The organism is Leifsonia sp. McL0627 (genome assembly GCF_058244615.1).
In genome coordinates this window covers 92172-114353 of record NZ_JBZCGM010000002.1, presented here as the reverse complement: position 1 = coordinate 114353, position 22182 = coordinate 92172, and the positions used below count along the sequence as shown (strand labels likewise).

Below are 22182 nucleotides of genomic sequence, written 5' to 3'. Positions count from 1 at the left end.
ACAGGCGGCGGCCGCTCGCCGGTTCTCCACAGATCGGCGACGGCCAGGTTTTCGTCGGTCGCGCTCGTTACGATCGAGGAATGAGCTGGAACGCGGAAGACCCCTGGGAGCCCGACGAGCGCGACGCGCCGCCGGACGACGTCGAGCCGCCGTTCCCGGAATATCCGAGCGACCACGAGGAGCTGTTCCCTCCGGATGACGCGTACCGCGGCGGCGCGGTGGACTTCGGGGTGGCGGCGTCCGGGCAGCGCGCGGCGGCGACAGGCCAGCGCACGGCAGCGTCCGGCCAGCGCACGGCAGCGTCCGGCCAGCGCGCAGCGGCGGCGCCGCGTGAGGTCCGCGCATCCACTGCCAAGTTCGCCAGCCCGGCCGAGGCACTGCACACGGTGTTCGGCTACGACTCGTTCCGCGGCGAGCAGGCCGAGATCATCGACCAGCTCGTCTCCGGAGGCGACGCCGTCGTTCTCATGCCGACCGGTGGCGGCAAGAGCCTCTGCTACCAGATCCCGTCGCTCGTCCGCGAGGGAACGGGTGTCGTCATCTCCCCGCTCATCGCGCTCATGCAAGACCAGGTGGATGCGCTGACCGCCGTGGGCGTGCGCGCCGCGTTCCTCAACTCCACGCAAGACCAGGCCGAGCGGGCGCGGGTCGAGAACGCCTACCTGACGGGCGAGCTCGACGTGCTCTACGTCGCGCCGGAGCGGCTGTCGTCCGAGGCGACCAAGCGGTTCCTGTCCGGCGGAAAGATCGCGCTGTTCGCCATCGACGAAGCGCACTGTGTGTCCCAGTGGGGCCACGACTTCCGTCCGGACTACCTCGCGCTGTCCGAGCTGGGGGAGCGCTGGCCGGATGTCCCGCGCATCGCGCTCACGGCCACCGCCACCGAGGCGACGCACCGCGAGATCACCGACCGTCTCGGTCTGCAGAAGGCCGCGCAGTTCGTCGCGGACTTCGACAGGCCCAACATCCAATACCGCATCGTGCCCAAGGTCGAGGTGCGCAAGCAGCTCCTCGACTTCATCAGCACGGAGCACCCGAACGACGCCGGCATCGTCTACGGCCTGTCCCGCAACACGGTCGAGCGAACGGCCGAGTTCCTGAGCGCCCGCGGCCTCAACGCGCTGCCCTATCACGCCGGTCTGGATGCGCGGCTGCGCGCCCAGACGCAAGCCAGGTTCCTCCGCGAGGAGGGCGTGATCGTGGTCGCGACCATCGCGTTCGGCATGGGCATCGACAAGCCGGATGTGCGGTTCGTCGCCCACATCGACCTCCCCAAGTCGGTCGAGGGCTACTACCAGGAGACGGGCCGCGCCGGTCGTGACGGCCTCCCGTCCACGGCCTGGCTCGCCTACGGTCTGCAAGACGTGGTGCAGCAGCGCCGCATGATCGACGACTCCCCTGGCGACCTCGCGCACCGCCGCAGGATGACCCAGCACCTGGATGCGATGCTCGCGCTCTGCGAGACGGTCCAGTGCCGCCGCGTCAACCTCCTCAACTACTTCGGTCAGCGGGCGGAGCCGTGCGGCAACTGCGACACCTGCCTCACGCCGCCGGAGAGCTGGGACGGCACCGTTCCTGCGCAGAAGCTGCTGTCGACGGTCGTGCGCCTCAAGCGGGAGCGCAACCAGCAGTTCGGCGCAGGGCACCTCGTCGACATCCTGCGCGGAAAGCGCACCCCGCGCGTCGACCAGTACGGCCATGACGCTCTCGCCACCTGGAGCATCGGCGCCGACCTCAGCGAGAGCCAGTGGCGCGGCGTCATCCGCCAGTTGATCGCGCAGGAGCTGCTGAAGCCGGAAGGCGAGTACGGCGTGCTCGCGATCACCCCGGAGAGTGCCGCCGTGCTTGCAGGCGACCGCCCGGTGGTGCTCCGCCGCGAGCCGGACCGGCCGGAGCGACCAGCCCGCGCCGCGCGCTCCGCTGCGGCCGTGGCCGACCTCGAACCGGCCGACCACCCGCTGTTCGAGGCGCTCCGCACCTGGCGAGCTGAGGCGGCCAGGTCCCAGGGCGTCCCCGCATACATCGTCTTCGGCGACGCAACCCTCCGCGCCGTGGCCTCCGCCAAACCGGCAACGCTCGGCGACCTCGACGGCATCACCGGCATCGGCGCCAAGAAGCGCGAGGCCTACGGCGAGGCCCTCCTCGAGGTCGTCGCCTCCGCATAGCCCGCCCAGTAATCGAGCCGGGACTTATGCACGCGACACGCCGGGTGGATGCGCGCATAAGTCCCGGCTCGATTATCCGGGCGGCGGGCGGCGGCGGAAGCCCCGCGCCGCGCCACCGGGCCCTCCGGAGGGAGGGGCGGCGGCGCGACGCGGGGCTTCTGCGGCAGGCGGGCGATCAGCGGGTGGTGGGGCGGCGCATCCTGAGCAGGAGCATCGCGGCGCCGAGGAGGGCGGCCGCGAGTGCTGCGAGGAGCGGGACCGTCACCGACGAGCCGGTCGCGGCGAGTCCAGCCGTGGTGTTGTCGGCGGGCGTGGTTCCCGCCGGGATCGTACCGGGCGACGTGCCGGGCGTCGTGCCGGGGTCGGTTCCACCGGGGGCGGCGGCCGCCGTCACCGTGAGGGCGACGGAGCCGGTGACGCCCGAGGTCAGGCCCGTCACGACGATGGTGTGCGCTCCGGCGGGCGTGCTGCTCGGGATGCTCACCGTCGCCGAGATCGCGCCGGTGTCCGACGCGGTCAGGCTCGCCAGCTTCACCGGGGTCGAGTGCAGCCAGACCTCGACCGTCTCGCCCGCGGTGAAGCCGGAGGCGTCGAGGTGCAGCTGGCCGCCGACCGCGATGGTCCCGGCCGACAGGGTCACCGTCGCCGGAGTCGTGCCCGGCTGGCCGGGGCCGCCAGGCTCGCCCGGTCCTCCCGGCTCCGTCACGACCGTGCACTCGATCGTGCCGGTGCGCAGCGCGTGGCCGTCGTCGTTGGTGTCGTCCGACCAGATCACCGGCTTGTGTCCTGCGACGCACTCGGCCTGCGGGGCGATGGCGAAGCCTTCGTTGTTGAAGTTCGGCATCCCGGTCGGGCGGGCGAACGTCGCGTCGACCGTGAACTTCCCGGCGTCGACCCCCGCGGAGGCGATGGTCAGCGTCTCGTGCTGACCGTTGCAGGTGTCGTCGCAGACGGCCCAGAGCTTCTGGGTCTCCTGGTCGAACTGCAGCTCCATCACACCGGGCATCCCGGTGGAGATGGTCGCGACCCGTGTGTATCCGGCGCCGGACTGGTCGAGGGCGTACACGTAGACGTTGCCGTTCGCCTCCAGCCCGGTGAAGAACAGGCCGGTTCCGTGGCCGGGGTAGGTGGCCGGAGTGTATGCCGCTCCGGTGTGCTGGTCGGCGAACCCGTGGGCCGTGAGGTACGCATCCGGGATCCAGGTGACGGCCTCCAGGCCCAGGTTCGGGCCGACGACCGGGAGGTCGGAGGTGAGGTTCCAGTCGGCGGTGGCGTTCAGGCTGGTGCCCGGCTGCGTGGCGTCGAAGCGGAGGATCGCCGGGCGGCTCACGCCGTTGTTGGAGTTGTTGCGCTCCGTCGAGACGAAGATGCCGCCGTCCGGGCCGGAGCCCGTGATGGTGATGCCCTCGGAGTCGGGATCGCCGGTGCCGTCGGCGTAGTGCAGGGCCTTGCCGGCGCTCCAGCCGTTCGCGGTGTCCGGCGTCCAGACCGTGCCGTTCCAGAGCAGGCGGTAGAGGGTGCCGGGCCCGTTCTTCACGGCCCAGAGCACGCCGGGCGCGCTGGTGCCGGACGGCTGGTAGTAGAGGCCGCTCATGTTGCCGCCGAGCACGTTCGCGTCGTCGGCGGTCGCGACGGGCGAGCCGCCCGGCCACGGGGTCAGCTGCACGTCGCCCGTGCACGCGTTCGGGGCGTTCTTGGTGGAGGCGGCCGTGGTGGCGAACGCGCCGGTGCCGTTGGGGCATCGGCCGTAGGTGGTGGGGGCGTGGGCGGTCCACTCGTAGGAGTCGATCAGGGTGGTGCCGTCCGGTGCGAACAGGCGGGCGGAGTCCGCAGCGCCCAGGCCGAATGCCGCATCCACGTCGGCGGTGTAGTAGCCGCCCGCAGCGACGACCGTGCCGGCTGGGATCGGGAAGGCGTCGGCGTCCTTGTTGTCGCGGAGGATGTATCCGGACAGGTCGACGGGGGTCGAGCCGTTGTTGATCAGCTCGATCCAGTCGGTAGCGTCGCCGTTCGACTCGACCTCGTTGATCGCGACGGGGAGGCTGCAGTCGTTGGCGGCGGCCTTGGTCGGCGAGGTGGTCGTGGTGAACGCGCCGGTGCCGTCCGGGCAGCGGCCGTACGTGGTGGCGGCGTGCGCGGTCCAGCTGTACGAGTCGACCAGCGTGTGCGAGGCGTCGTAGAGCCGCGCGGAGTCGGCGCCGCCGAGCCCGAAGCCGAGCGTCGACTCGTCGACGGCGAAGAAACCGCCCGCCGCGATGGTCGACCCGGCGGGCAGTGGAACGGCGGTGTGGGTGTCGTCGTTGTCGAGCAGCGACCAGCCGGAGATGTCCACCGCGGTGCTTCCGGTGTTCGTGAGTTCGATCCAGTCGCCGGGTGTGCCCCCGCTCGACTCGACCTCGTTGATGACGACCGGGGACGGCGCGGGAACCGCCGATGCCGGGGCCGCGACGGCGACCAGGGGTGCTGTGGCGAACGCGGCGGCCACCAGGACCGCCACCATTCCTCGCCTCTGAGTGCGCAAGCGTGTTCTCCTTCTGCGATGGGGGAGAGCGCATCGACGCCGGGCGCGGACGCGCGCGGCAGAGAAAGATGCGAACGTTCGCAGCTTCGTGAGCCCGCCCGAACGCCGGATGAACGCCACGCGAACGCCCGATGACGCGGAGCCGACCAGTGCGCAGCAATCGAGCCGGCACTTATGCACGCTTCGTGCGGTGTGTCGCGTGCATAAGTGCCGGCTCGATTCTTTCGCGGGCGGGGCGGGGCGGGGTCAGTGGATGGTCTCGCCGCGGGCGAGCTGCTCGACGAACGCGGCGATGCGGCGGGCGCGGGTGTCGGCGCGCTTGGCCGTGGAGGTGCGGAAGATGATCGCGAACCGGTTCTGGCCGCTCAGGGTCTCGAAGAAGGCTGCGGCGTCCGGGTTGGCGGCGATGGCGGCGGCCAGGTCGGCCGGAACCGTCTTGTCGGACTGGCGCTGGTATGCGGCCTCCCACCGGCCGTCGGCTTTGGCACGGTCGATCTCGCGCATCCCGGCGTCGGTCATCGCACCGGACTCGATCAGCGCGGCCACCAGGTCGCGGTTGCGTTGCGACCAGATGCTGCGGGCGCCACGCGGCGTGAACAGCTGCAGGAAGTGCGTCTCGTCGAAACTGTTGCGCCTGCCGTCGATCCAGCCGAAGCACAGGGCGCCGTCGACCGCTTCGGCGTAGCTGGGGCTTGAATGGCCCGAGTTCTTCTTGGCGATGGCGAGCCGGACGCCCGCCGCACTGTCGTGGTTCTGCTCCAGCCATTCGCGCCAGGCTGCCGCGTCGGCGAGGTACAGGATGTCGTGTTCGGCCATAGCTCGATCATGCCCTGAAAACCCGGGGGTGGATGTAACGAATACGACGGTGTACTGTCACCGTTCTGCGGGACGATCAGGGAATCTTTTCCACCCGTCTCGTGTTACGTAAACGAATGCATTTGCGACGATCTCGAAGGAGGACGCGATGGCAAGAATGATCGAAGAGCTCGAAGATGAGACCGGCGCCGTTATCAAGTACAAGAGGCACGTCAACGGGCGTGGCTTAGTCGCACCGACAGCACGCGTGGCGGAGTCAGCGTTCATCGACGCGACCGCCTACGTGGAGAAGGACGCCAGGGTCGGAGTCGACGCATACGTCGGCGCAGGAAGCTGGATCGACACCGGGGCGACGGTGGGCGACCGCGCGTTCGTCGGAGCCAACGTGCACGTCGGCGCCGGATGCGTCATCGGCAGTGGTGTGCGCATCGGCAGCAACGCCAAGCTCGGCCGTTCCGTGATGGTCGGCAACGGCGCACGCATCGAGCGCGACGCCCGCCTGGACTCCGGCGCGGTCGTCGAGCTCCGCGGGTCCGCAGCGGCCAGAGCGGCCCTATCGGCGCCGGTGCGACCGGCGGTGCAGCACGCCAGGAGGGACGCGACGCGACGCGCCGCGTGACCTCCCGCTAGCGAGTGACAGAGGACGCCCTGAGCCGGGATCGGCTCAGGGCGTTCGTGCGTCTCCGCCCTCTGCGACCTCTCCGGAGGCGGTCAGCTCGCCCGGCACGGACGCGGCGGTGGGAGTCGTGCCGTCCTCGTACGCCGCATCCACTTCGCCCGCCGCACCCGCTGCGGCTGCCGCATCCACTGTGCCTGGCGCATCCACCGGCCCGGCGCTCGCCGCAGCGACCACCCGCGTCCGCGACCCAGCCGCCAGCACCAGCACCCCGGCCGCGGCCGCGCCGACGGCGAAAGCGGTGGTCGTCCCCGCGTGGTCGACCAGCACTCCCGCCACCGCCGCCCCCACGGCGACACCGAAGTTGACAGCCGTGTTCGTCCAGGTCGTCGCCTCGGTGCGCACGTGCTCGGCGGTGAGCGCGTCGGCCAGCAGGTACGCGGTGATGACGGTCGGGGCGAGGAACAGCCCGAGGCCGAACAGGATCACGCCGAGCGTGATCTGGTCGGGCGCCAGCGCGGCGATCGCGCTGACCGCGACGAACGCGACGCTCAGCACCACCAACCGGATGGCCAGCGCCGGCTTCCAGGAGCGGTGACCGTAGACGAGCCCGCCCACCGCGCTGCCCGCCGCCAGCAACGCCAGCAGGATGCCGGAGACCGCCGCCATCGACCGCTCCGCCGTGAACGCGGGAACCGCCGTCTCGATCGTGCCGATCACCAGGCCGACGCCGGTCAGCGCAACGAGCACCGTCGGGAAGCCGCGCTGCCGGAGGGGACGCTCATGGGCGTGCGCCGTGGTGGTCGCCGCGCCTTTCGCGCGCACGTGCCTGTGCAGGCAGAACAGCACGGTGCCGACGAGCGCGACACCCGCCGTCGTGAACAGTGCCGCCACCGGTCCGGCGACCAGCACCAGCAACCCGACCAGGAGCGGGCCGGTGGTGAACAGCAGCTCCTCCGCCACCGCATCCAGACTGTATGCGCGGGGCAGGATGCGCGGATCGGGCGCGATGGACGCCCACATCACGCGCATGGTCGAGCCGAGCGGCGGCGCGAACACGCCCGCGACGGCGGCGAGGACGATGAGCAGCCAGGCGGGGGCTCCGGCCAGACAGCCGAACGCCGTCGCGATGAGGGAGGCGGCGAACAGCACCCCCATCACCAGCAGTGCCTTGGTCGGCCCGAACCGGTCGACGGCTCTGGCGCGGGTGGGGGAGGCGATGACGTTGGTGACTCCGAACGCGCCCGTCGCGGCGCCGGCGGCGGCGAACGTGCCCGTCGACGCCTGCACGCTCAACAGGAGCGAGAGGGACACGGTCGCGAACGCGAGCCGTCCGATCAGGGCCGAGCCGAACAGGGCGGCCGCTCCGGGAAGGCGCAGCACGTCGGCGTATGACTCGCGCTTCACGATGCGCTCAGCTCGAACACGGCGAGGGTCGCCGCGACACGGTGGGTGGTGGCGCCGGTGGGGGTGCCGGTGCCGCTGCCGCTGCCGGTGCCGGTGCCGGTGCCACGGGCCGCCGCCTGCGCCGCGTCGGCCAGCACGATCCCCGCCTGGCGCACCAACCGCTCCACCTCGCGATAGGCGGCGTCGTCGATGACGAACTCCCCGTCCGTGAACGTCGTCCGCGTCCCCGGCGCCTGCAGCCCCGCCCGCCGCACGAGCTCCGAGCTCATCGCATGGAACAGCTCGGGCGCCCCGGTCATCCCGAGTCGTTCACCGCTCTCCGGGTCGTGCCGGTATCGTTTCGCCTTGCCGCCCCGGATCGCGACTTCCTCCACGACGTCGACCAGCCCGGCGTCGTGCAGGCGGCGCAGGTGGTAGCTCACGTTCGCCTGGGTCTCGCCCAGCTCCCTGGCCGCCTCTGCGGCGCTCAGCGCGGAGCCGCCGAGCAGCGAGAGCAACTGCAACCGCAGTGGATGCGCGAGCACGCGCAGGTCGCGCAGCTCACGCGGGTGGATGTCTGGTTCCGTCACCGTCCCAGTCTGGCCCGCCGCGCCTCCACTGTCAAAGAGATCTTTGGGAGTGGGTGCACTTCCGCATTCTTGTGGAGAGGATCACACTCGGCACCCCCGCGATTGGAGCATTCCACAAACCGGTCGCGGCGCATCCGGTTGTGGTTTGTAGGCCGCGCACCGCTGACTTCGCGAACCGGGAGGCTGGTCGTAGCGTGACGATATCCCGCACGAGACCGAAGAGGAACCTCATGGTTGATACCGCAGCGCGCACGTCGCCGTCCGCGAAGAACCCCACGACCGCCGCAGAGGCGGACGCCAGAGCAGCATCGATCATCCCGCCGGGCGCCGCCGCCTCACGCGTCGACGTCGAGGCGCTCGGCCGTCAGCTGCTCGGCGACTGGGCCGAGATCCGGCTCGCGTCGCGGGAGTTGTCCAGTCGCCCGGAGATGCAGAAGGTCGAGGGGCTCAGCCTCGCCGACCAGCGCGCCCGCACCTTCGAGCAGCTGAAGCTGCTCGTCGAGAACGGCCAGGTGCACCGCGCGTTCCCGACGAGCGTCGGAGGACAGGCGGACAACGGCGGCAACATCGCCGGCTTCGAGGAGCTGGTCGCCGCCGACCCGTCGCTGCAGATCAAGTCCGGTGTGCAGTGGGGGCTGTTCGGCGCGGCCGTGCTGCAGCTGGGCACGGCGCCGCATCACGAGAAATACCTGCCCGGCATCATGTCGCTGGACGTGCCCGGCGCGTTCGCCATGACAGAGACGGGGCACGGCTCCGACGTCGCGAGCGTCGCCACCACGGCCACCTACGACCCGGAGACGCAGGAGTTCGTCATCGACACCCCGTTCCGCGGGGCGTGGAAGGACTACCTCGGCAATGCGGCGAAAGACGGCATCGCCGCCGTCGTGTTCGCCCAGCTGATCACGAAGGGCGTCAACCACGGCGTCCACGCGTTCTACGTTCCGATCCGGGATGCGGACGGCGCGTTCCTCCCCGGCATCGGTGGAGAGGACGATGGGCTCAAGGGCGGCCTCAACGGCATCGACAACGGCCGCCTTCACTTCACCGGCGTCCGCGTCCCGCGCACCGACCTGCTGAACAAGTACGGCGACGTCGCGGAAGACGGCACGTACTCGTCCTCGATCAGCAGCCCGGGCCGCCGGTTCTTCACCATGCTCGGCACGCTCGTGCAGGGTCGCGTCTCGCTCGACGGCTCGGCCGTCAACGCGGCGAAGATCGCCCTCAAGATCGCGATCACCTACGGCAACGAGCGCCGCCAGTTCACGTCGGGGAGCGACACGGACGAGGAGGTCATCCTCGACTACCAGCGCCACCAGCGCCGCCTGCTGCCGCTGCTCGCGACCACATACGCGGCCGGGTTCGCGCACGAGGTGTTCCTGCACAAGTTCGACGACGTGTTCAGCGGGCGCGCCGACTCCGACACCGACCGTCAAGACCTGGAGACCATCGCGGCCGCCCTCAAGCCGCTGTCGACCTGGCACGCGCTCGACACCCTGCAGGAGGCGCGCGAGGCGTGCGGAGGCTCCGGCTTCCTCACCGAGAACCGGCTCACGTCGCTGCGTCAGGACCTCGACATCTACGTCACCTTCGAGGGTGACAACAACGTGCTGCTGCAGCTCGTCGCCAAGCGACTGTTGACCGACTTCTCGCGCAAGTTCGCCAAGGCGGACGCCGGTGCGCTCGCGCGCTACGTCGTCACCCAGGCGGCTGGCAAGGCGTACCACGGCTCGGGGCTGCGTTCGGTCGGGCAGACGGTGAAGGACTTCGGCTCGACGGCCCGCGCCGTCAACTGGCTGCAGGAGGCCAGCACGCAGCGGGAACTGCTCACCGACCGCGTCGCTTCGATGATCGGCGAGGTCGCCGGCAAGCTGCGGCCCGCGTCCAAGCTGGGCAAGAAGGCCGCGGCCGACCTGTTCAACTCGCAGCAGAACGAGCTCATCGAGGCGGCCCGCGCGCACGCGGAGCTGCTGCAGTGGGAGGCGTTCACCGACGCGCTGGAGAAGGCGCCGGATGCGGGAACCCGCCAGGTGCTGACCTGGCTGCGCGACCTGTTCGGCTTCGGGCTGATCGAGAAGCACCTGGCCTGGTACCTCATCCACGGTCGTCTGTCTCCGCAGCGCGCGCAGGCGGTCACGGCGTACATCGACCGGCTGCTCACCCGCATCCGCCCGCACGCCGTCGACCTCGTGGATGCGTTCGGTTACGGCCCTGAGCTCGTCCGCGCGAAGATCGCGACCGGCGCGGAGGCCGCCCGCCAGTCCGAGGCCCGCGACTACTACGCCGCCCAGCGCGCCTCCAACACCGCCCCCACCCCCGAAAAGTCCCTCAAGTCCCCCAAGCGCTGACCCGCGCCCCCAGATAATCGAGCGGGACTTATGCACGCGACACGCCGGGTGTCGCGTGCATAAGTCCCGACTCGATTCTTTTGGGCGGGGGCTAGAGGAGGCCGAGGGCGCGGACGGCGTCGCGCTCGTCGCGGAGCTCGGCGACGGAGGCGTCGATGCGGGCACGCGAGAAGGCGTCGATGTCGAGGCCGTCGACGATGCGCCAGGCGCCATCGACCGAGCGGACGGGGAACGACGAGATCAGGCCGGGCTCAACGCCGTACGACCCGTCGGAGACGACCGCGGCCGACGTCCAGCGCGACCCCGTTCCGTCGACCCAGTCGCGCACGTGGTCGATCGCGGCGCTCGCCGCCGACGCCGCGCTCGACGACCCGCGCACGTCGATGATCTCCGCCCCGCGCTTGGCCACCCGCGGGATGAACTCGCCGGCCAGCCATCCCTCGTCCACCAATTCCGTGGCGGGGCGGCCGTGCACGGTCGCGTGGCTGATGTCCGGGTACTGGCTGGCCGAGTGGTTGCCCCACACGATCACGCCGTCGATCGCGGACACCGGAACGCCGAGCTTCACCGCGAGCTGCGCGACGGCGCGGTTGTGGTCGAGGCGCGTCATCGCCGTGAACCGGTCGGCAGGCACATCCGGTGCGTGCGCGCTCGCGATCAGAGCGTTGGTGTTGGCCGGGTTGCCGACCACGAGCACCCGCACATCGGATGCGGCCCCCGCGTTGATCGCGGCGCCCTGCGGTCCGAAGATGGCCCCGTTGGCCTCCAGCAGGTCTGCTCGCTCCATGCCGGGGCCGCGCGGGCGGGCGCCGACGAGCAGGGCCACGTTGACGCCGTCGAACGCGGCGGTCGCGTCTTCGGTCACGGTCAGCCCGTGCAGCAGCGGGAACGCGCCGTCCTGTAGCTCGAGTGCCGTCCCTTCCGCCGCGGCGCGGCCCTGTGGCACCTCCAGCAGCCGCAGCCGCACGGGAACGTCCGGCCCGAGCAGCTGCCCGGAGGCGATGCGGAACAGCAGGGCGTAGCCGATCTGGCCTCCCGCTCCCGTGACGGTGACGGTGACGGGCGTTCGCGTCTGATCGCTGGCGTTGCTCATGCCGCCAGCCTATGACGGGCCAGGAGGACCCGACCGGGTAACCTCGGGCGTATGCGCACTTTCTACCCGGAAATCGAGCCGTACGACTCCGGCCTGCTCGACGTCGGCGACGGCCAGCAGCTCTACTGGGAGACCAGCGGGAATCCCGAGGGGAAGCCGGTCGTGTTCCTGCACGGAGGGCCGGGCGGGGGGACGAGCCCGAATCAGCGGCGCGCGTTCGATCCGGAGAAGTACCGCATCGTCCTGTTCGATCAGCGCGGCTGCGGCAAGAGCCTCCCGCACGCGAGCGAGCCGGAGGCCGACCTCAGCACGAACACGACCTGGCACCTGGTCGCGGACATCGAGAAGCTCCGCGAGCACCTTGGCGTCGACCGCTGGATGGTGTTCGGCGGCTCCTGGGGCAGCGCCCTGGCGCTGGCGTACGCGCAGACGCACACCGAGCGCGTCACAGAGCTGATCCTGCGCGGCATCTTCACGCTGCGCCCGGCCGAGCTCGACTGGTTCTACGAGGGAGGCGCGGCGGCGCTGTTCCCGGATCTGTGGGAGGGCTTCGTGGAGCCGGTGCCCGTCGACGAGCGCGGGAGGCTCATCCGGGCGTACAGCAGGCTGCTCAACGACCCTGACCCGGCCGTCCACATCCCGGCCGGTGTCGCCTGGTCGCGGTGGGAGTCGTCGACGATCACCCTGCTTCCCCGGCCGGAGGTGGTGGAGAGCTTCACCGAGCAGCAGTACGCCGTGGCGTTCGCGCGCATCGAGAACCACTACTTCATGAACCTCGGCTGGTTCGAGGAGGAGCAGCTGATCCGGGATGCGGGCAAGCTGGCCGGCATCCCCGCCGTGATCGTGCAGGGACGGTACGACGCGTGCACCCCGGCGATGACGGCCTGGGATCTGCACCGCGCCTGGCCGGAGGCCGAGTTCCGCCTGATCCCGGATGCGGGCCACGCGTTCGACGAGCCCGGCATCCTGGATGCGCTCATCGAGGCCACCGACCGCTTCGCCGGGTGAGCGGCGTGCAGACCGTCCTCCGCAACGTCCGCCCCTGGGGTGCGGCAGCGTCCGACCTCCGCATCGCGGACGGCGTGATCGTCGCCGTCGAGCCGCACGATCCGTCGGCGGAGGAGGTGTCCGGCGACCCTGGCACGCGCTTCATCGACGGTGCTGGCCTCCTCGCCATCCCCGGCCTCGTGAACGCGCACGCCCACCTCGACAAGAGCTGGTGGGGCAAGCCGTGGGTGTCCTACGGCGGCGAGGCGACGACGCAGGGGAGGATCGAGCACGAGCGCGCTCACCGGGGCGAGCTGGGCATCCCGAGCCTCGACAGCACGACGCAGTTGCTGCGCGCGTTGGTGGCACAGGGTACGACCGCGTTCCGCTCGCACGTCGATGTGGACCTCGGGGTCGGGCTCGACGGCATCCGGGTGGTCAGGGAGGCGGTGGCGTCGCTCGGCGTGCCGGTCGCCCTGGAGATCGTGGCGTTCCCGCAGGACGGCGTGCTGCGTCGTCCGGGCGTGCTCGACTTGCTCGACCAGGCCGCCGCGGAAGGCGCCGAGTACATCGGCGGGCTGGATCCCGCGTCGATCGACCGCGACCCGGTCGGTCAGCTCGACGGACTGTTCGACATCGCGGACCGCCGCGGCGTCGGCATCGACATCCACCTGCACGACGGCGGAGAGCTCGGCGCGTTCCAGTACGAGCTGATCATCGAGCGCACGCGCGCGACCGGGCTGGCCGGCCGCGTGAACGTCGCGCACGGCTTCGCCATCGGCGAGCTGCCGGAGGCGCGCAGGCGGACGCTCATCCACGGGATGCGCGAGGCCGGCGTCTCGATCACGACCGTGGCCCCGATCAATGCGCCGCGGCTCCCGCTCGCCGAGCTGCGCGCGGCGGGAGTGCCCGTCGGGCTCGGCACGGACGGCATCCGGGATCTGTGGGGTCCGTACGGCGACGGCGACCTGCTGCGCCTGGCGGCCAGGCTCGCTCAGCTCTCCGGCGCCCGGCGCGACGAGGAGCTGACGGAAGCGGTGCGCATCGCGACGAGCGACGCCGCCGGTTTCGTGGGTCGCGCCACGCACGACCTCACCGTCGGCTCCGCCGCCGACGTCGTCCTCCTCGACGCCCAGAACGTGCCGGAGGCCCTAGTCTCCGCCCCGCCCCGCTCGCTCGTCCTCGTCTCCGGCCAGGAGTTCCCCACCCCGTAAACATCGAGCCGGGACTTGTGCACGCGACACGCTGGCGTGTCGCGTGCACAAGTCCCGGCTCGATTATGAGGGGAGGGGGGAGCCGGGGACGCGGGGAGGCGGGTCAGCCGGCCAGGGCGGCGAGGGCCCGGCGGAGCGTGGTGGAGGACGTGGTCATCGTGTACGGGAAGTAGACGACCTCGACGCCGACGGCCGCGAACTCGCGTTCGAGTCGCAGGCCCTTCTCGGTGCCGCGCCAGTCGTCGCCCTTGAAGAACACGTCGAACTGCAGTTCGCGCCAAGTGTCGAGCTTGTCCGGGACTGTCTCGGCCACCGCCTCGTCGACGAAGCCGATGTTGCGCACGATCTCCAGGCGCTCCGCGAGCGGGATGACGGGGTTGATGCCCTTGACCTGTCGCAGCATCTCGTCGGAGACGACTCCGGCGATCAGGTAGTCGCACTGGCTTTTGGCGTGTTTGAGAATGTTGAGGTGTCCGATGTGGAACAGATCGAACGCCCCAGCTGCATAGCCGACGCGTCGGGTCACGGGCTGCACCTTCCGGGTTGAGGTTTTCTCACCTATTCTGGCGCATAAGTGAGAATTTGTCACCCGATGGGGAAAGTGCATGGATCGCGCGGGCGTGCACACGCCAGCGCGGCGTCGTTACGCGCGCGTCGCGAGCAGCATCCTGGCGATCTTCGCCGTCAGCGGTTCGATCTGCCCGAGCGACGCGACGTACGCCGCCCGCCCCCGCCCGTACGGGTCGAGGATGTCCCCCTCCATGTACCCGCGCCTGGTCGCCGCCCCACGATTCGCGACGGCCGGGCTCGGTCGGTGGGCCGCCGCCCACGCCGTCAGTTCCTGCGCGGTCAGCGCAGCAGGCTCGGGATGCGCGGCTGCCGCGTCGGCGAATTCGGTCAGCGTGAATGCTCTCCGCACGACGCCAGGCGCTTCACCGACCGCCCACTCGCGGTGCTCGCGTGTCGCGGTCAGGACGAGGTCGGCTCCTGTGAGCAGCGATCGGTCGGCCTGGCGGGCGACGAAGTGGTCGCTCCCGACGCCTCGTTCAGCGAGGAGTTCATCCATCGGCGAGGAGATTCCCCAGCCGGTCATCGCGTGGGTTCCCGCCGAGCCGACGGCGAACCGCTGGTCGCCGGCGAGGGCGTGGGTGAGGAGCAGGTCGGCGGCGGGGGAGCGGCAGATGTTCCCCGTGCAGAGCGTGAGGATGCGGAAGGTTGGTTCAGGCACTCCGCCATTCTTCCCGACCTCGCCAATGGATGCGCTTACTGGGCTGAGAGAACGCGTTCAGCCTGGCAATCCCCTGGGAGGGCAGCTGCGTCCCGGCTCGCGTGAGAGCGCTTACAGCCTGTGTTTTCCTCAAGATCACAGGCGTTCGCCACTGCTTTGAGCCCGTCAGGATGCGGATCCTGGCACCCGAATGGGGGGTGGCCTTCGGGGAAGATGCAAACCAGGCGCGCGGTACCCTTATCGGTTTATGTATCGCGGGCACCCGCCCTGTCTGCTAGCGTGCTCAGCAGCATTTCAGCATTTCAGTAGTCGTTGGTCTCACCTACTGTTCCACCCCCCGCAACGACGAAAGTTTGGACAGACGTTTTTTATGGTCCGTCAGCCTGCCCATCGCCTCCCCGCACCCAACAACGCCCGCCGAAGAGGTTTTGCCATCGCCGCCGGAGCCACTGTCGTGGCCCTGGCCGCTCTCGGTCTTCCCGCGCTCTCGGCGACCGCCGCTCCGGTCGAGTACCAGAACGACAAGCAGATCGCCTCCGACACCCTCAACAGGGTCACCACGAACGGCTGGGGCTCAGCTCCCGTCGGCGGCGCGTACACCGTGAACAGCCCGCAGGCGTTCTCCGCCAATGGCGCGAGCGGCATCGCCTCGGTGCCGCGGCCTGGAGCATCGCTCTCCGCGAGCCTCGCTTCCACGAACGCGACAGACGCCGACGCGTCGGTCGTCGTCTCTGTTCCGTCCGTTCCGAAGACCGGCAACGGCGTGTACGCCGGTGTTCAGCTCCGGTCGGCCAAGGGCTCCTATTACCAGGCCACCATCCGGGTGGACTCGACCGCGAAGGCGCTCCTTTCGGTCTCGCGCGTCAACGGGTCGACCGCCGACCAGACGGTGCTCGCCGGTGAGAAGGTCGTCGCGCAGGGCGTGACGGCCGGCCAGCGGATCGCCATCGACTTCCGCGTCACGGGGACCGATTCCGTGAGCGCGAACGCGAAGGCGTGGCTCGCCACCGCGACGGCCCCCGCCTGGCAGCTCACCGCCACCGACGCGTCGTCGAAGCGGCTGAGCGGCGCCGGGTCCGTCGGACTCTGGACGTACGTGTCGAGCGCCAGCCCCGCTGTCGCCGTCTCGTTCGACGACCTCTCCGCGCACTCGCTGAAGGCCGTCCCCGTGACCCAGCCGACCGCACCGCCGGCGACGACTCCGACGAAGCCGGCCACGCCGACTCCGACGCCGACTCCGAGCACGCCGACGACACCCACCACGCCGACGACGCCCACCACGCCGACGACGCCCACCACGCCGACCACTCCGGCAGGCGACACCACGATCGACCAGAGCACAGCGCGCGTCGCAACGGGCGCCGCCGCGATCGGCAGCGCGTCGTACACCGTTCCCGCCGGGGCGTACTTCGTCGCCCCCACCGGCTCCGACGCCGTCGCGACCGGCACGCAGGCGACGCCGTGGCAGACCGTCCAGCACGCAGTGGACCGCGCGCCGAGCGGCGCGACCATCGTCCTCCGCGGCGGCACGTATCACGAGACCGTGACGATTCCCCGCGGCAAGCAGCTCACGATCCAGCCGTACCCGAAAGAGGCGGTCTGGTTCGACGGCAGCCGCACGGTGAGCAACTGGGCGAAGTCCGGTTCCACCTGGGTCTCCTCCGGCTGGAACGTCGACTTCGACGACAGTCCCACGTACACCCGTGGAGCACCGGACGGCACGGAGTCCGGCTGGGCGTTCGTGAACCCCAGCTACCCGATGGCAGCGCACCCCGACCAGATCTGGATCAACGGCACCGCCCTCTCGCAGGTCGGCTCCCGTTCGGCAGTCACCACGGGGAAGTTCTTCGTGGACACGGCCGCCAAGCAGCTGGTGCTCGGCTCCGACCCGAGCGGCAAGCAGGTGCAGTCCAGTGACACCGTCAAGGCCTTCACCGTCCTCGGCGACGGCAGCGTGCTGCGCGGCTTCGGCGTGCGACGCTACGCACCGTCCGTCCCTGACATGGGAGCGCTGCAGGTCTACGCCGCCGGCGTGAGCCTCACCAACCTGTCGATCACCGACAACGCGACCACCGGCCTCGCCATCGGAGGCATCAACGCCACCGTGACGAACGTGACCGTGGCCCGCAACGGGATGCTGGGAGCCACGGCGACCTACGCCGACGGACTCACCGTCACCGGGATGCTCGCCGCCAACAACAACACGGAGCACTTCAACCGTGCGCCGGTGGCCGGCGGCCTGAAGATCGCCCGCTCGCGCAACATCACGGTGGCCGGAAGCAACTTCCTCAACAACTCGGGCAACGCGCTCTGGTTCGACGAGTCGGTGTACAACGTCTCCGTGGCCAACAGCGACATCGTCGGCAATGAGGGCAACGCCCTGGTCGCCGAGATCTCGGCCAAGTTCGCCATCGCCAACAACGTGATCGCCAACAACGGTATCGCCGGCGTGCTCGTCAGCGACACCAGCACGGTGGACATCCGCAATAACACGATCAGCGGCAACCAGCGCGACATCAACATCACGCAGGGCACCCGCAGGGCGAGCAACCTCTCCACCGCCGGTCACGACCCGCGGCAGAAGCTGCCGGACCCGACGGTCACCTGGATCACCGGCAACATCACGGTCGTCAACAACGTGCTGGCCAAGAGCACGGGCAACGCGATCCTGGCCGTCGAGGACTACAGCCACGAGCGGTCGGCCGCGCAGATGAACATCACCGCGAACGGCAACGTCTACCAGCGTTCGAGTGCCTCGCTGCCCACCTGGGCCGTCGTGTGGTCGCGCGGTGCCGGCAACCCGGCGGTGTACAACTCCATCGCCGAGTTCACGGCGGCGACCGGACAGGAGAAGTCGTCCAAGGCCGTCGATGGCGCCGAGGTGCTCAGCGGCCTGACGAACATCCTCCCGACCGTCGGGGCCTCCTCACTGGCCCAGCCGCTGCCCGCCGCCGTCGCGTCCATCGTCGGCAAGCCGGCCGGGTCGCTCCAGGTCGGAGCCTGGCCGCGCTGATCGGCTCAGCGCCGCGGCCGGATCATCCTGGCCGCGGCGAGCACGCCTCCGAGGTCGCGCCGGACGACCGGCACCAGGAGGGCCGCCACGGCGTAGACGGCGAGAGCCGCGAGCGCCGAGGCGGCCACCTGGAGCAGGTTGCTCCAGGTGCCGCACAGCCAGGCGGCGCCCCCTGCTGCGCCGGCGGCGAGTGCCGCGATGGCCAGGATGCGCCCGGCCCCGGCGTACAGCCGGGCGGTCGGGATGTCGGTGCGGCGTGACAGCCACCAGAGCGAGATCGGCCACGAGATGGCCGGGGCGATCGCGTAGGCGATCGCCACACCGAGCACTCCGCCTGTCGCACCGATCACGATGCAGACGATCTTGATCGCCGCGCTCACCAGCGAGTAGCGGAGCAGGTCCCCGGTCAGGGCTCGGGAGACGTAGACCCAGTATCCGACGAACGCGAGGATCTGGAAGATCCCGGCGATGGCGAACAGCCGCAGGATGGGCGCGGCCTCCGACCACTGCGATCCGAGCAGGACGGCGGTGAGCGGCTCGGCCGCCCCGGCCACCAGGGCGAGGCCGGCCACGATGGTGTACCCGAGGGCGAGTTGCCCGCGGCAGAGCCAGTCGGCGAAGCGCTCCCGTTCGTCCTTCAATCGGGAGAAGACGGGGAGGGCGACCGTCGTCAGCGGGATGCGCACCTGGTTCAGCGGTGTCATCAGGAGCTGGAACGCACGGCTGTACACGCCGAGCGACACCGCGCCGAACCGGATGCCGACCAGCACGTTGTCCACGTTGTTGCTGACGTAGCTCACCAGCTGCGACGCCAGCATGTTCCAGCCGAAGCGGAGGAATCCGCGGATGGACGCGTCGCGGCGGGGAAGCCGCGGGATCCAGTGGGCGGCGGTCACGAGCACGACCAGGAGGATGAGCGCCTGGCTGAGCTGTTGCGCGACGAGCGCCCAGTATCCCCAGCCGAGCAGCGCCCCGGTGATCGCGACGGCGAGGGCGATGGCCGGGGCGATGATGTCGGCCCGCGCGACGGAGCTGAACTTGAGCCGTCGCACGAGATCGGCCCGATACTGCGTGCCCAGGCCGTTGATCAGGAACGTGAGCGAGAGCGCGTGCGCGATCGGCACGAGGTCGGGTTGGCGGAACGCCGCGGCGATCAGACCGGCGCCGCAGAAGACGAGTACCGACAGGCAGAGGCCGATGGCCGCGTTCACCCAGAACAGGTTGTCGCGCTGCCCCCTGGTGACCGTGGTGGCTTGGATGGCGGCCGAGGACAGCCCGAAATCGCGGAACAGCTCTCCGACGCCGATGATGGCGACGACCATGGCGATGAGTCCGTAGTCGTGGGGGGAGAGCAGACGGGCGAGAACGACGACGGAGGCCACCTGCACCAGGACCTTGCCGCCCTGGGCCGCCAGGGTGACCGCTGCTCCGCGAGCAGCCTGGGTTCCGAGCCCGGGAGAGGGATGCGCCTGAGCGGCGGCGATCGCGTCCTGCTCCGCGCGTTCCTCGTCCAGGACCTCTCCAGGAGTCGCCGCCGCGAAGTCGGCAGGGTCGCCGATGACCTCCTGGTCCGGCGTCTCGACGACGGCCCCTCCTGTCGTCGCGCTGTCGCGTCCTCCGCGATGGCGGCCGGATGTGCGGGACGGGCGGCGATTGCTCACGGCGTCGGCGTCTCTGCGGCCTTCGCCGCCGCGCGACGACGACGGAACGTGCCCTTGGCCATCCGGTACGTCTCGCGCAGCCGGGGCAGCGAGAGCAGGGTGAGGCCGAAGCCGCGGTAGCGCGGCACGGAGCCGCCGGCGAACCGGGCGCCGAGCAATCGCCCGGCGAGCGTCTCCCGCCGGGTGGTCTGCAACGGCTGGACGGCGGCCAGGTCCGCGATGTCCATCGGGGTCACCGAGATGACACCGGCCTCGACGGCGCGCAGCACGATGTCGAGGCCGCGCTCGGTGCGGGCGATGAGCGCGCTGCGCCCGGCTCCCTCGGCGAAGACCGGATAGCCCTGGGCGTCGGCGCGCCAGAAGTCGGCGGCGGTGATGTCCGCGCTCTCTCCGACACCGTCTGCGCAGATCTTGCAGCGCCACTGCACGGCGGGCCCGAGCGTGGAACCCCAGGTCTCCTCATAGCTGGCGTCGACGGCCGTGCCGTCGCGGCGGACGGCCGTGAAGCGTCCAGGCCAGCCCCGGCCGCGGTACCAGAGGTCGGACAGCGGTTCCGTTGCCGGGACTCCGAGTGACTCGACCAGCGCGTCGGTGGCGTGCTGGCTCGGCGTCCCGGCGCAGAAGAACGACAGGATGACCGGATCGTCGCCGGGCGCGGCCGCCTGGGCGTCCGGCCTGGTCCCGATCAGCGAGCGGACGGCCGACGCCTCGCACGGCTTCCCGATGAACAGCGAGCCGTTCTGCACGGCCGCCGGCTGCGCCGCGCTCGCCGTCGGCGCGTAGCGGGAGCCCGCGGCGGCGATGGCCTGGTCGCGCGACATGATCGTGACGCTCACCGTGCGGCGCGGCTCCGCGGCGTCGGCGTTCGCGCCCACCATGCGCGCGGCCTCCCCGGTCTCCAGCAGCCAGGCGGCGATCGCGGTGAGGGCGCCCCCGCTGGAGCCGCGATGGCGCGTCTCCGAGTCGGTGGCCCACGCCTTCCAGGCGCGGACGACTGGGCCCATGGTCGGGTGCCGGGTGGCTCCGGTGGGTTCCGCTGCACGGACCGTGACGCCCGGGCAGGCTGCGGCGAACCGGTCGACCGCCGCAGCAGGGACCTCGTCCGTCGAGACGGCGTCCCGCCTGGCGGGGCGCAGGAATCCGTCGGGCGAGCGACGCAACTCCAGCCCGGGGTCGAGCAGAGCGCAGGCGCCGCATCCCGAGCAGTTGCCGGATGCGACCACTTTCTCGATCGCCCTGTCCAGGGCGACCGATGCCGCGCTCAACGCTCCGGCCGGTTGCGTCTGCGTGCTCATGCGACCTCCCGCAGAGCCTGCTCGGCCAAGCCGAGGGTGGCCTGAGCCCGGGCGCGCGCGCTCGCCGCGTCGTCGGCCAGGGTGGGGGAGGCGAGCTCGCGGAGCGTCTCACTGACGGGGTCGTCGCTCGTGCGCAGGTCGACCGTGTGGTGCCAGCCCAGGTCGCCGAGCAGCGGCGTGAACTTGCGCGAGTACGCGAGGGGGATGGCGGGGGTGCCGACGGAGAGCGCGTTGAGGCAGGCGTGCATCCGGGAGCCGATCACGACGGAGGCGGAGGCGACGGTCGTGCGCACGTCGTCGAGGCCGGTGGGTATCACCACTTCGGCGTCGGGGGCGACCGTGGCGGAGAACTCCGCGATGGCGGCGATGTCGGAGTCCGGGTTGTCGGAGTCCAGGACGTGGGCGAGGAGGGTGACCTGGCGGCCGTCGGCGCGGAGCGAGCGGTACAGGCGCGTCACGGTCGAGCGGTACGCGTCCGCATCCACGTGGCTGTTGGGGAACCAGAGCAGCCCGGAGATGTTGAGCACCACGTCCCTGGTCGCAGCCACCTCGGGGCGGGGGAGTGCGAAGACGACGTCGGTGGTCAGTACGTCCGGTGCGCGGCCGAGCTCGCCGGCATGGTCGGCGCTCGCCGAGTCCCTGGCCATGACCAGGGCGGAGCGGCGCAGCGAGTGGCGTCCGATCGCGCGGCCTCTGCGACTGTCGAACGGCCCGATGGTCTGGGGCCCGAGCACCACGGGCACGCCGGCCTGGGTCGCGAATTCGGCGACGGTGGACATGACGACCAGACGCCTGGTGCCGTAGATGTCGGCGAAGCTGTCGCCGGAGCGGGTGTCGACGACCAGGTCGAAGCCCGCCAGCCAGTCCTGCATCCCAGCCCGGCCGAGCACGCGCTCCTTGACGAGTGAACGGACACGGCCGATGGGGAGCTGCGGCACGCGTCGGCCGTAGTTCTGGAAGGTGACTTCCGCGTCCGGCCACACCCTGGTGACCAGTTCGGCGGTGCCGGAGCCGAGTGCGCGGACGCCCAGGTTGGGCGACGCGTCGTCGGCCCAGAGGATCAGAACTCGCATGGCAAACACTTCCGTCGTCGGTTCAACGGATCCAGGGAGCACGTCCCTCACGCGCCTGTCCTGGCAGCCGTTGCACGGGTGCCTCTAACTGAGACTTACTCATGTATCTTAGCCTCATGTGCCACCGGCCGGACCAGGCGGAACTGGCCCCAGTACGGGGTGCGCGGCTCGCCGTCCGG

16 protein-coding genes are annotated in these 22182 nt (G+C 70.7%); 6 read left to right on the top strand and 10 right to left on the bottom strand.

What is annotated here, in order from left to right; translation table 11 throughout:
• Window positions 1-80 precede the first annotated feature (80 nt).
• Window positions 81-2165, top strand: coding sequence for a DNA helicase RecQ (recQ, locus tag AC37TH_RS00955; RefSeq protein WP_490762481.1), 2085 nt, complete (start codon window positions 81-83; stop codon window positions 2163-2165).
• A gap of 175 nt (window positions 2166-2340) precedes the next feature.
• Here the strand turns inward: recQ and AC37TH_RS00950 are convergent, their stop codons facing one another.
• Window positions 2341-4686, bottom strand: coding sequence for a lamin tail domain-containing protein (locus AC37TH_RS00950; RefSeq protein WP_490762480.1), 2346 nt, complete (start codon window positions 4684-4686; stop codon window positions 2341-2343).
• A 246-nt stretch (window positions 4687-4932) separates the two neighbouring features.
• Window positions 4933-5502: a YdeI/OmpD-associated family protein gene (locus AC37TH_RS00945; protein ID WP_490762479.1), complete on the bottom strand. Its 570-nt coding sequence runs from the start codon at window positions 5500-5502 to the stop codon at window positions 4933-4935.
• Window positions 5503-5650: 148 nt separating this feature from the next.
• Between AC37TH_RS00945 and AC37TH_RS00940 the strand changes: the two genes are divergently transcribed.
• Window positions 5651-6121: a DapH/DapD/GlmU-related protein gene (locus tag AC37TH_RS00940; protein ID WP_490762478.1), complete on the top strand. Its 471-nt coding sequence runs from the start codon at window positions 5651-5653 to the stop codon at window positions 6119-6121.
• A gap of 45 nt (window positions 6122-6166) precedes the next feature.
• Here the strand turns inward: AC37TH_RS00940 and AC37TH_RS00935 are convergent, their stop codons facing one another.
• Both AC37TH_RS00935 and AC37TH_RS00930 read right to left on the bottom strand, forming a co-directional pair.
• Window positions 6167-7525: an MFS transporter gene (locus AC37TH_RS00935; protein WP_490762477.1), complete on the bottom strand. Its 1359-nt coding sequence runs from the start codon at window positions 7523-7525 to the stop codon at window positions 6167-6169.
• Window positions 7522-8094: a helix-turn-helix domain-containing protein gene (locus AC37TH_RS00930; protein ID WP_490762476.1), complete on the bottom strand. Its 573-nt coding sequence runs from the start codon at window positions 8092-8094 to the stop codon at window positions 7522-7524. Before AC37TH_RS00930 ends, AC37TH_RS00935 begins: the two co-directional genes overlap by 4 nt.
• 230 nt (window positions 8095-8324) lie before the next feature.
• On the opposite strand from AC37TH_RS00930, the gene AC37TH_RS00925 reads away from it, so the two are divergent.
• The gene (locus tag AC37TH_RS00925; protein ID WP_490762475.1) at window positions 8325-10439 is read left to right on the top strand and encodes an acyl-CoA dehydrogenase family protein; all 2115 of its coding nucleotides are present in this window, start codon (window positions 8325-8327) and stop codon (window positions 10437-10439) included.
• A gap of 91 nt (window positions 10440-10530) precedes the next feature.
• Here AC37TH_RS00925 and AC37TH_RS00920 read toward each other — a convergent pair whose 3' ends face one another.
• Complete coding sequence (locus AC37TH_RS00920) at window positions 10531-11532, bottom strand: malate dehydrogenase (protein ID WP_490762474.1); 1002 nt, start codon at window positions 11530-11532, stop codon at window positions 10531-10533.
• Window positions 11533-11583: 51 nt separating this feature from the next.
• Between AC37TH_RS00920 and pip the strand changes: the two genes are divergently transcribed.
• Together pip and AC37TH_RS00910 are read left to right on the top strand one after the other, a co-directional pair.
• Window positions 11584-12540 (top strand): prolyl aminopeptidase, encoded by a 957-nt coding sequence (gene pip / locus AC37TH_RS00915; protein WP_490762473.1) that lies wholly within the window; start codon window positions 11584-11586, stop codon window positions 12538-12540.
• Entirely contained in the window at window positions 12537-13733 is a 1197-nt protein-coding gene (locus AC37TH_RS00910; RefSeq protein WP_490762472.1) for an amidohydrolase, read from the top strand. Before pip ends, AC37TH_RS00910 begins: the two co-directional genes overlap by 4 nt.
• A gap of 103 nt (window positions 13734-13836) precedes the next feature.
• Here AC37TH_RS00910 and AC37TH_RS00905 read toward each other — a convergent pair whose 3' ends face one another.
• On the bottom strand, window positions 13837-14259 hold the full coding sequence (locus AC37TH_RS00905; RefSeq protein ID WP_490762471.1) for an FAD synthase family protein: 423 nt from the start codon (window positions 14257-14259) through the stop codon (window positions 13837-13839).
• A gap of 117 nt (window positions 14260-14376) precedes the next feature.
• A complete protein-coding gene (locus AC37TH_RS00900) occupies window positions 14377-14961 on the bottom strand; it encodes an arsenate reductase/protein-tyrosine-phosphatase family protein (protein WP_490762470.1) in 585 nt (194 codons plus the stop codon).
• Between the two features lie 370 nt (window positions 14962-15331).
• On the opposite strand from AC37TH_RS00900, the gene AC37TH_RS00895 reads away from it, so the two are divergent.
• Window positions 15332-17974, top strand: coding sequence for a right-handed parallel beta-helix repeat-containing protein (locus AC37TH_RS00895; RefSeq protein WP_490762469.1), 2643 nt, complete (start codon window positions 15332-15334; stop codon window positions 17972-17974).
• A 5-nt stretch (window positions 17975-17979) separates the two neighbouring features.
• Here AC37TH_RS00895 and AC37TH_RS00890 read toward each other — a convergent pair whose 3' ends face one another.
• The 3 genes from AC37TH_RS00890 to AC37TH_RS00880 are packed head-to-tail and all read right to left on the bottom strand — an operon-like array spanning window position 17980 to window position 22003.
• A complete protein-coding gene (locus AC37TH_RS00890) occupies window positions 17980-19635 on the bottom strand; it encodes a lipopolysaccharide biosynthesis protein (protein ID WP_490762468.1) in 1656 nt (551 codons plus the stop codon).
• Window positions 19632-20930, bottom strand: coding sequence for a Coenzyme F420 hydrogenase/dehydrogenase, beta subunit C-terminal domain (locus AC37TH_RS00885; protein ID WP_490762467.1), 1299 nt, complete (start codon window positions 20928-20930; stop codon window positions 19632-19634). Before AC37TH_RS00885 ends, AC37TH_RS00890 begins: the two co-directional genes overlap by 4 nt.
• The gene (locus AC37TH_RS00880; RefSeq protein WP_490762466.1) at window positions 20927-22003 is read right to left on the bottom strand and encodes a polysaccharide pyruvyl transferase family protein; all 1077 of its coding nucleotides are present in this window, start codon (window positions 22001-22003) and stop codon (window positions 20927-20929) included. The genes AC37TH_RS00885 and AC37TH_RS00880 overlap by 4 nt, the downstream gene beginning before the upstream one ends.
• Between the last annotated feature and the right edge of the window lie 179 nt (window positions 22004-22182).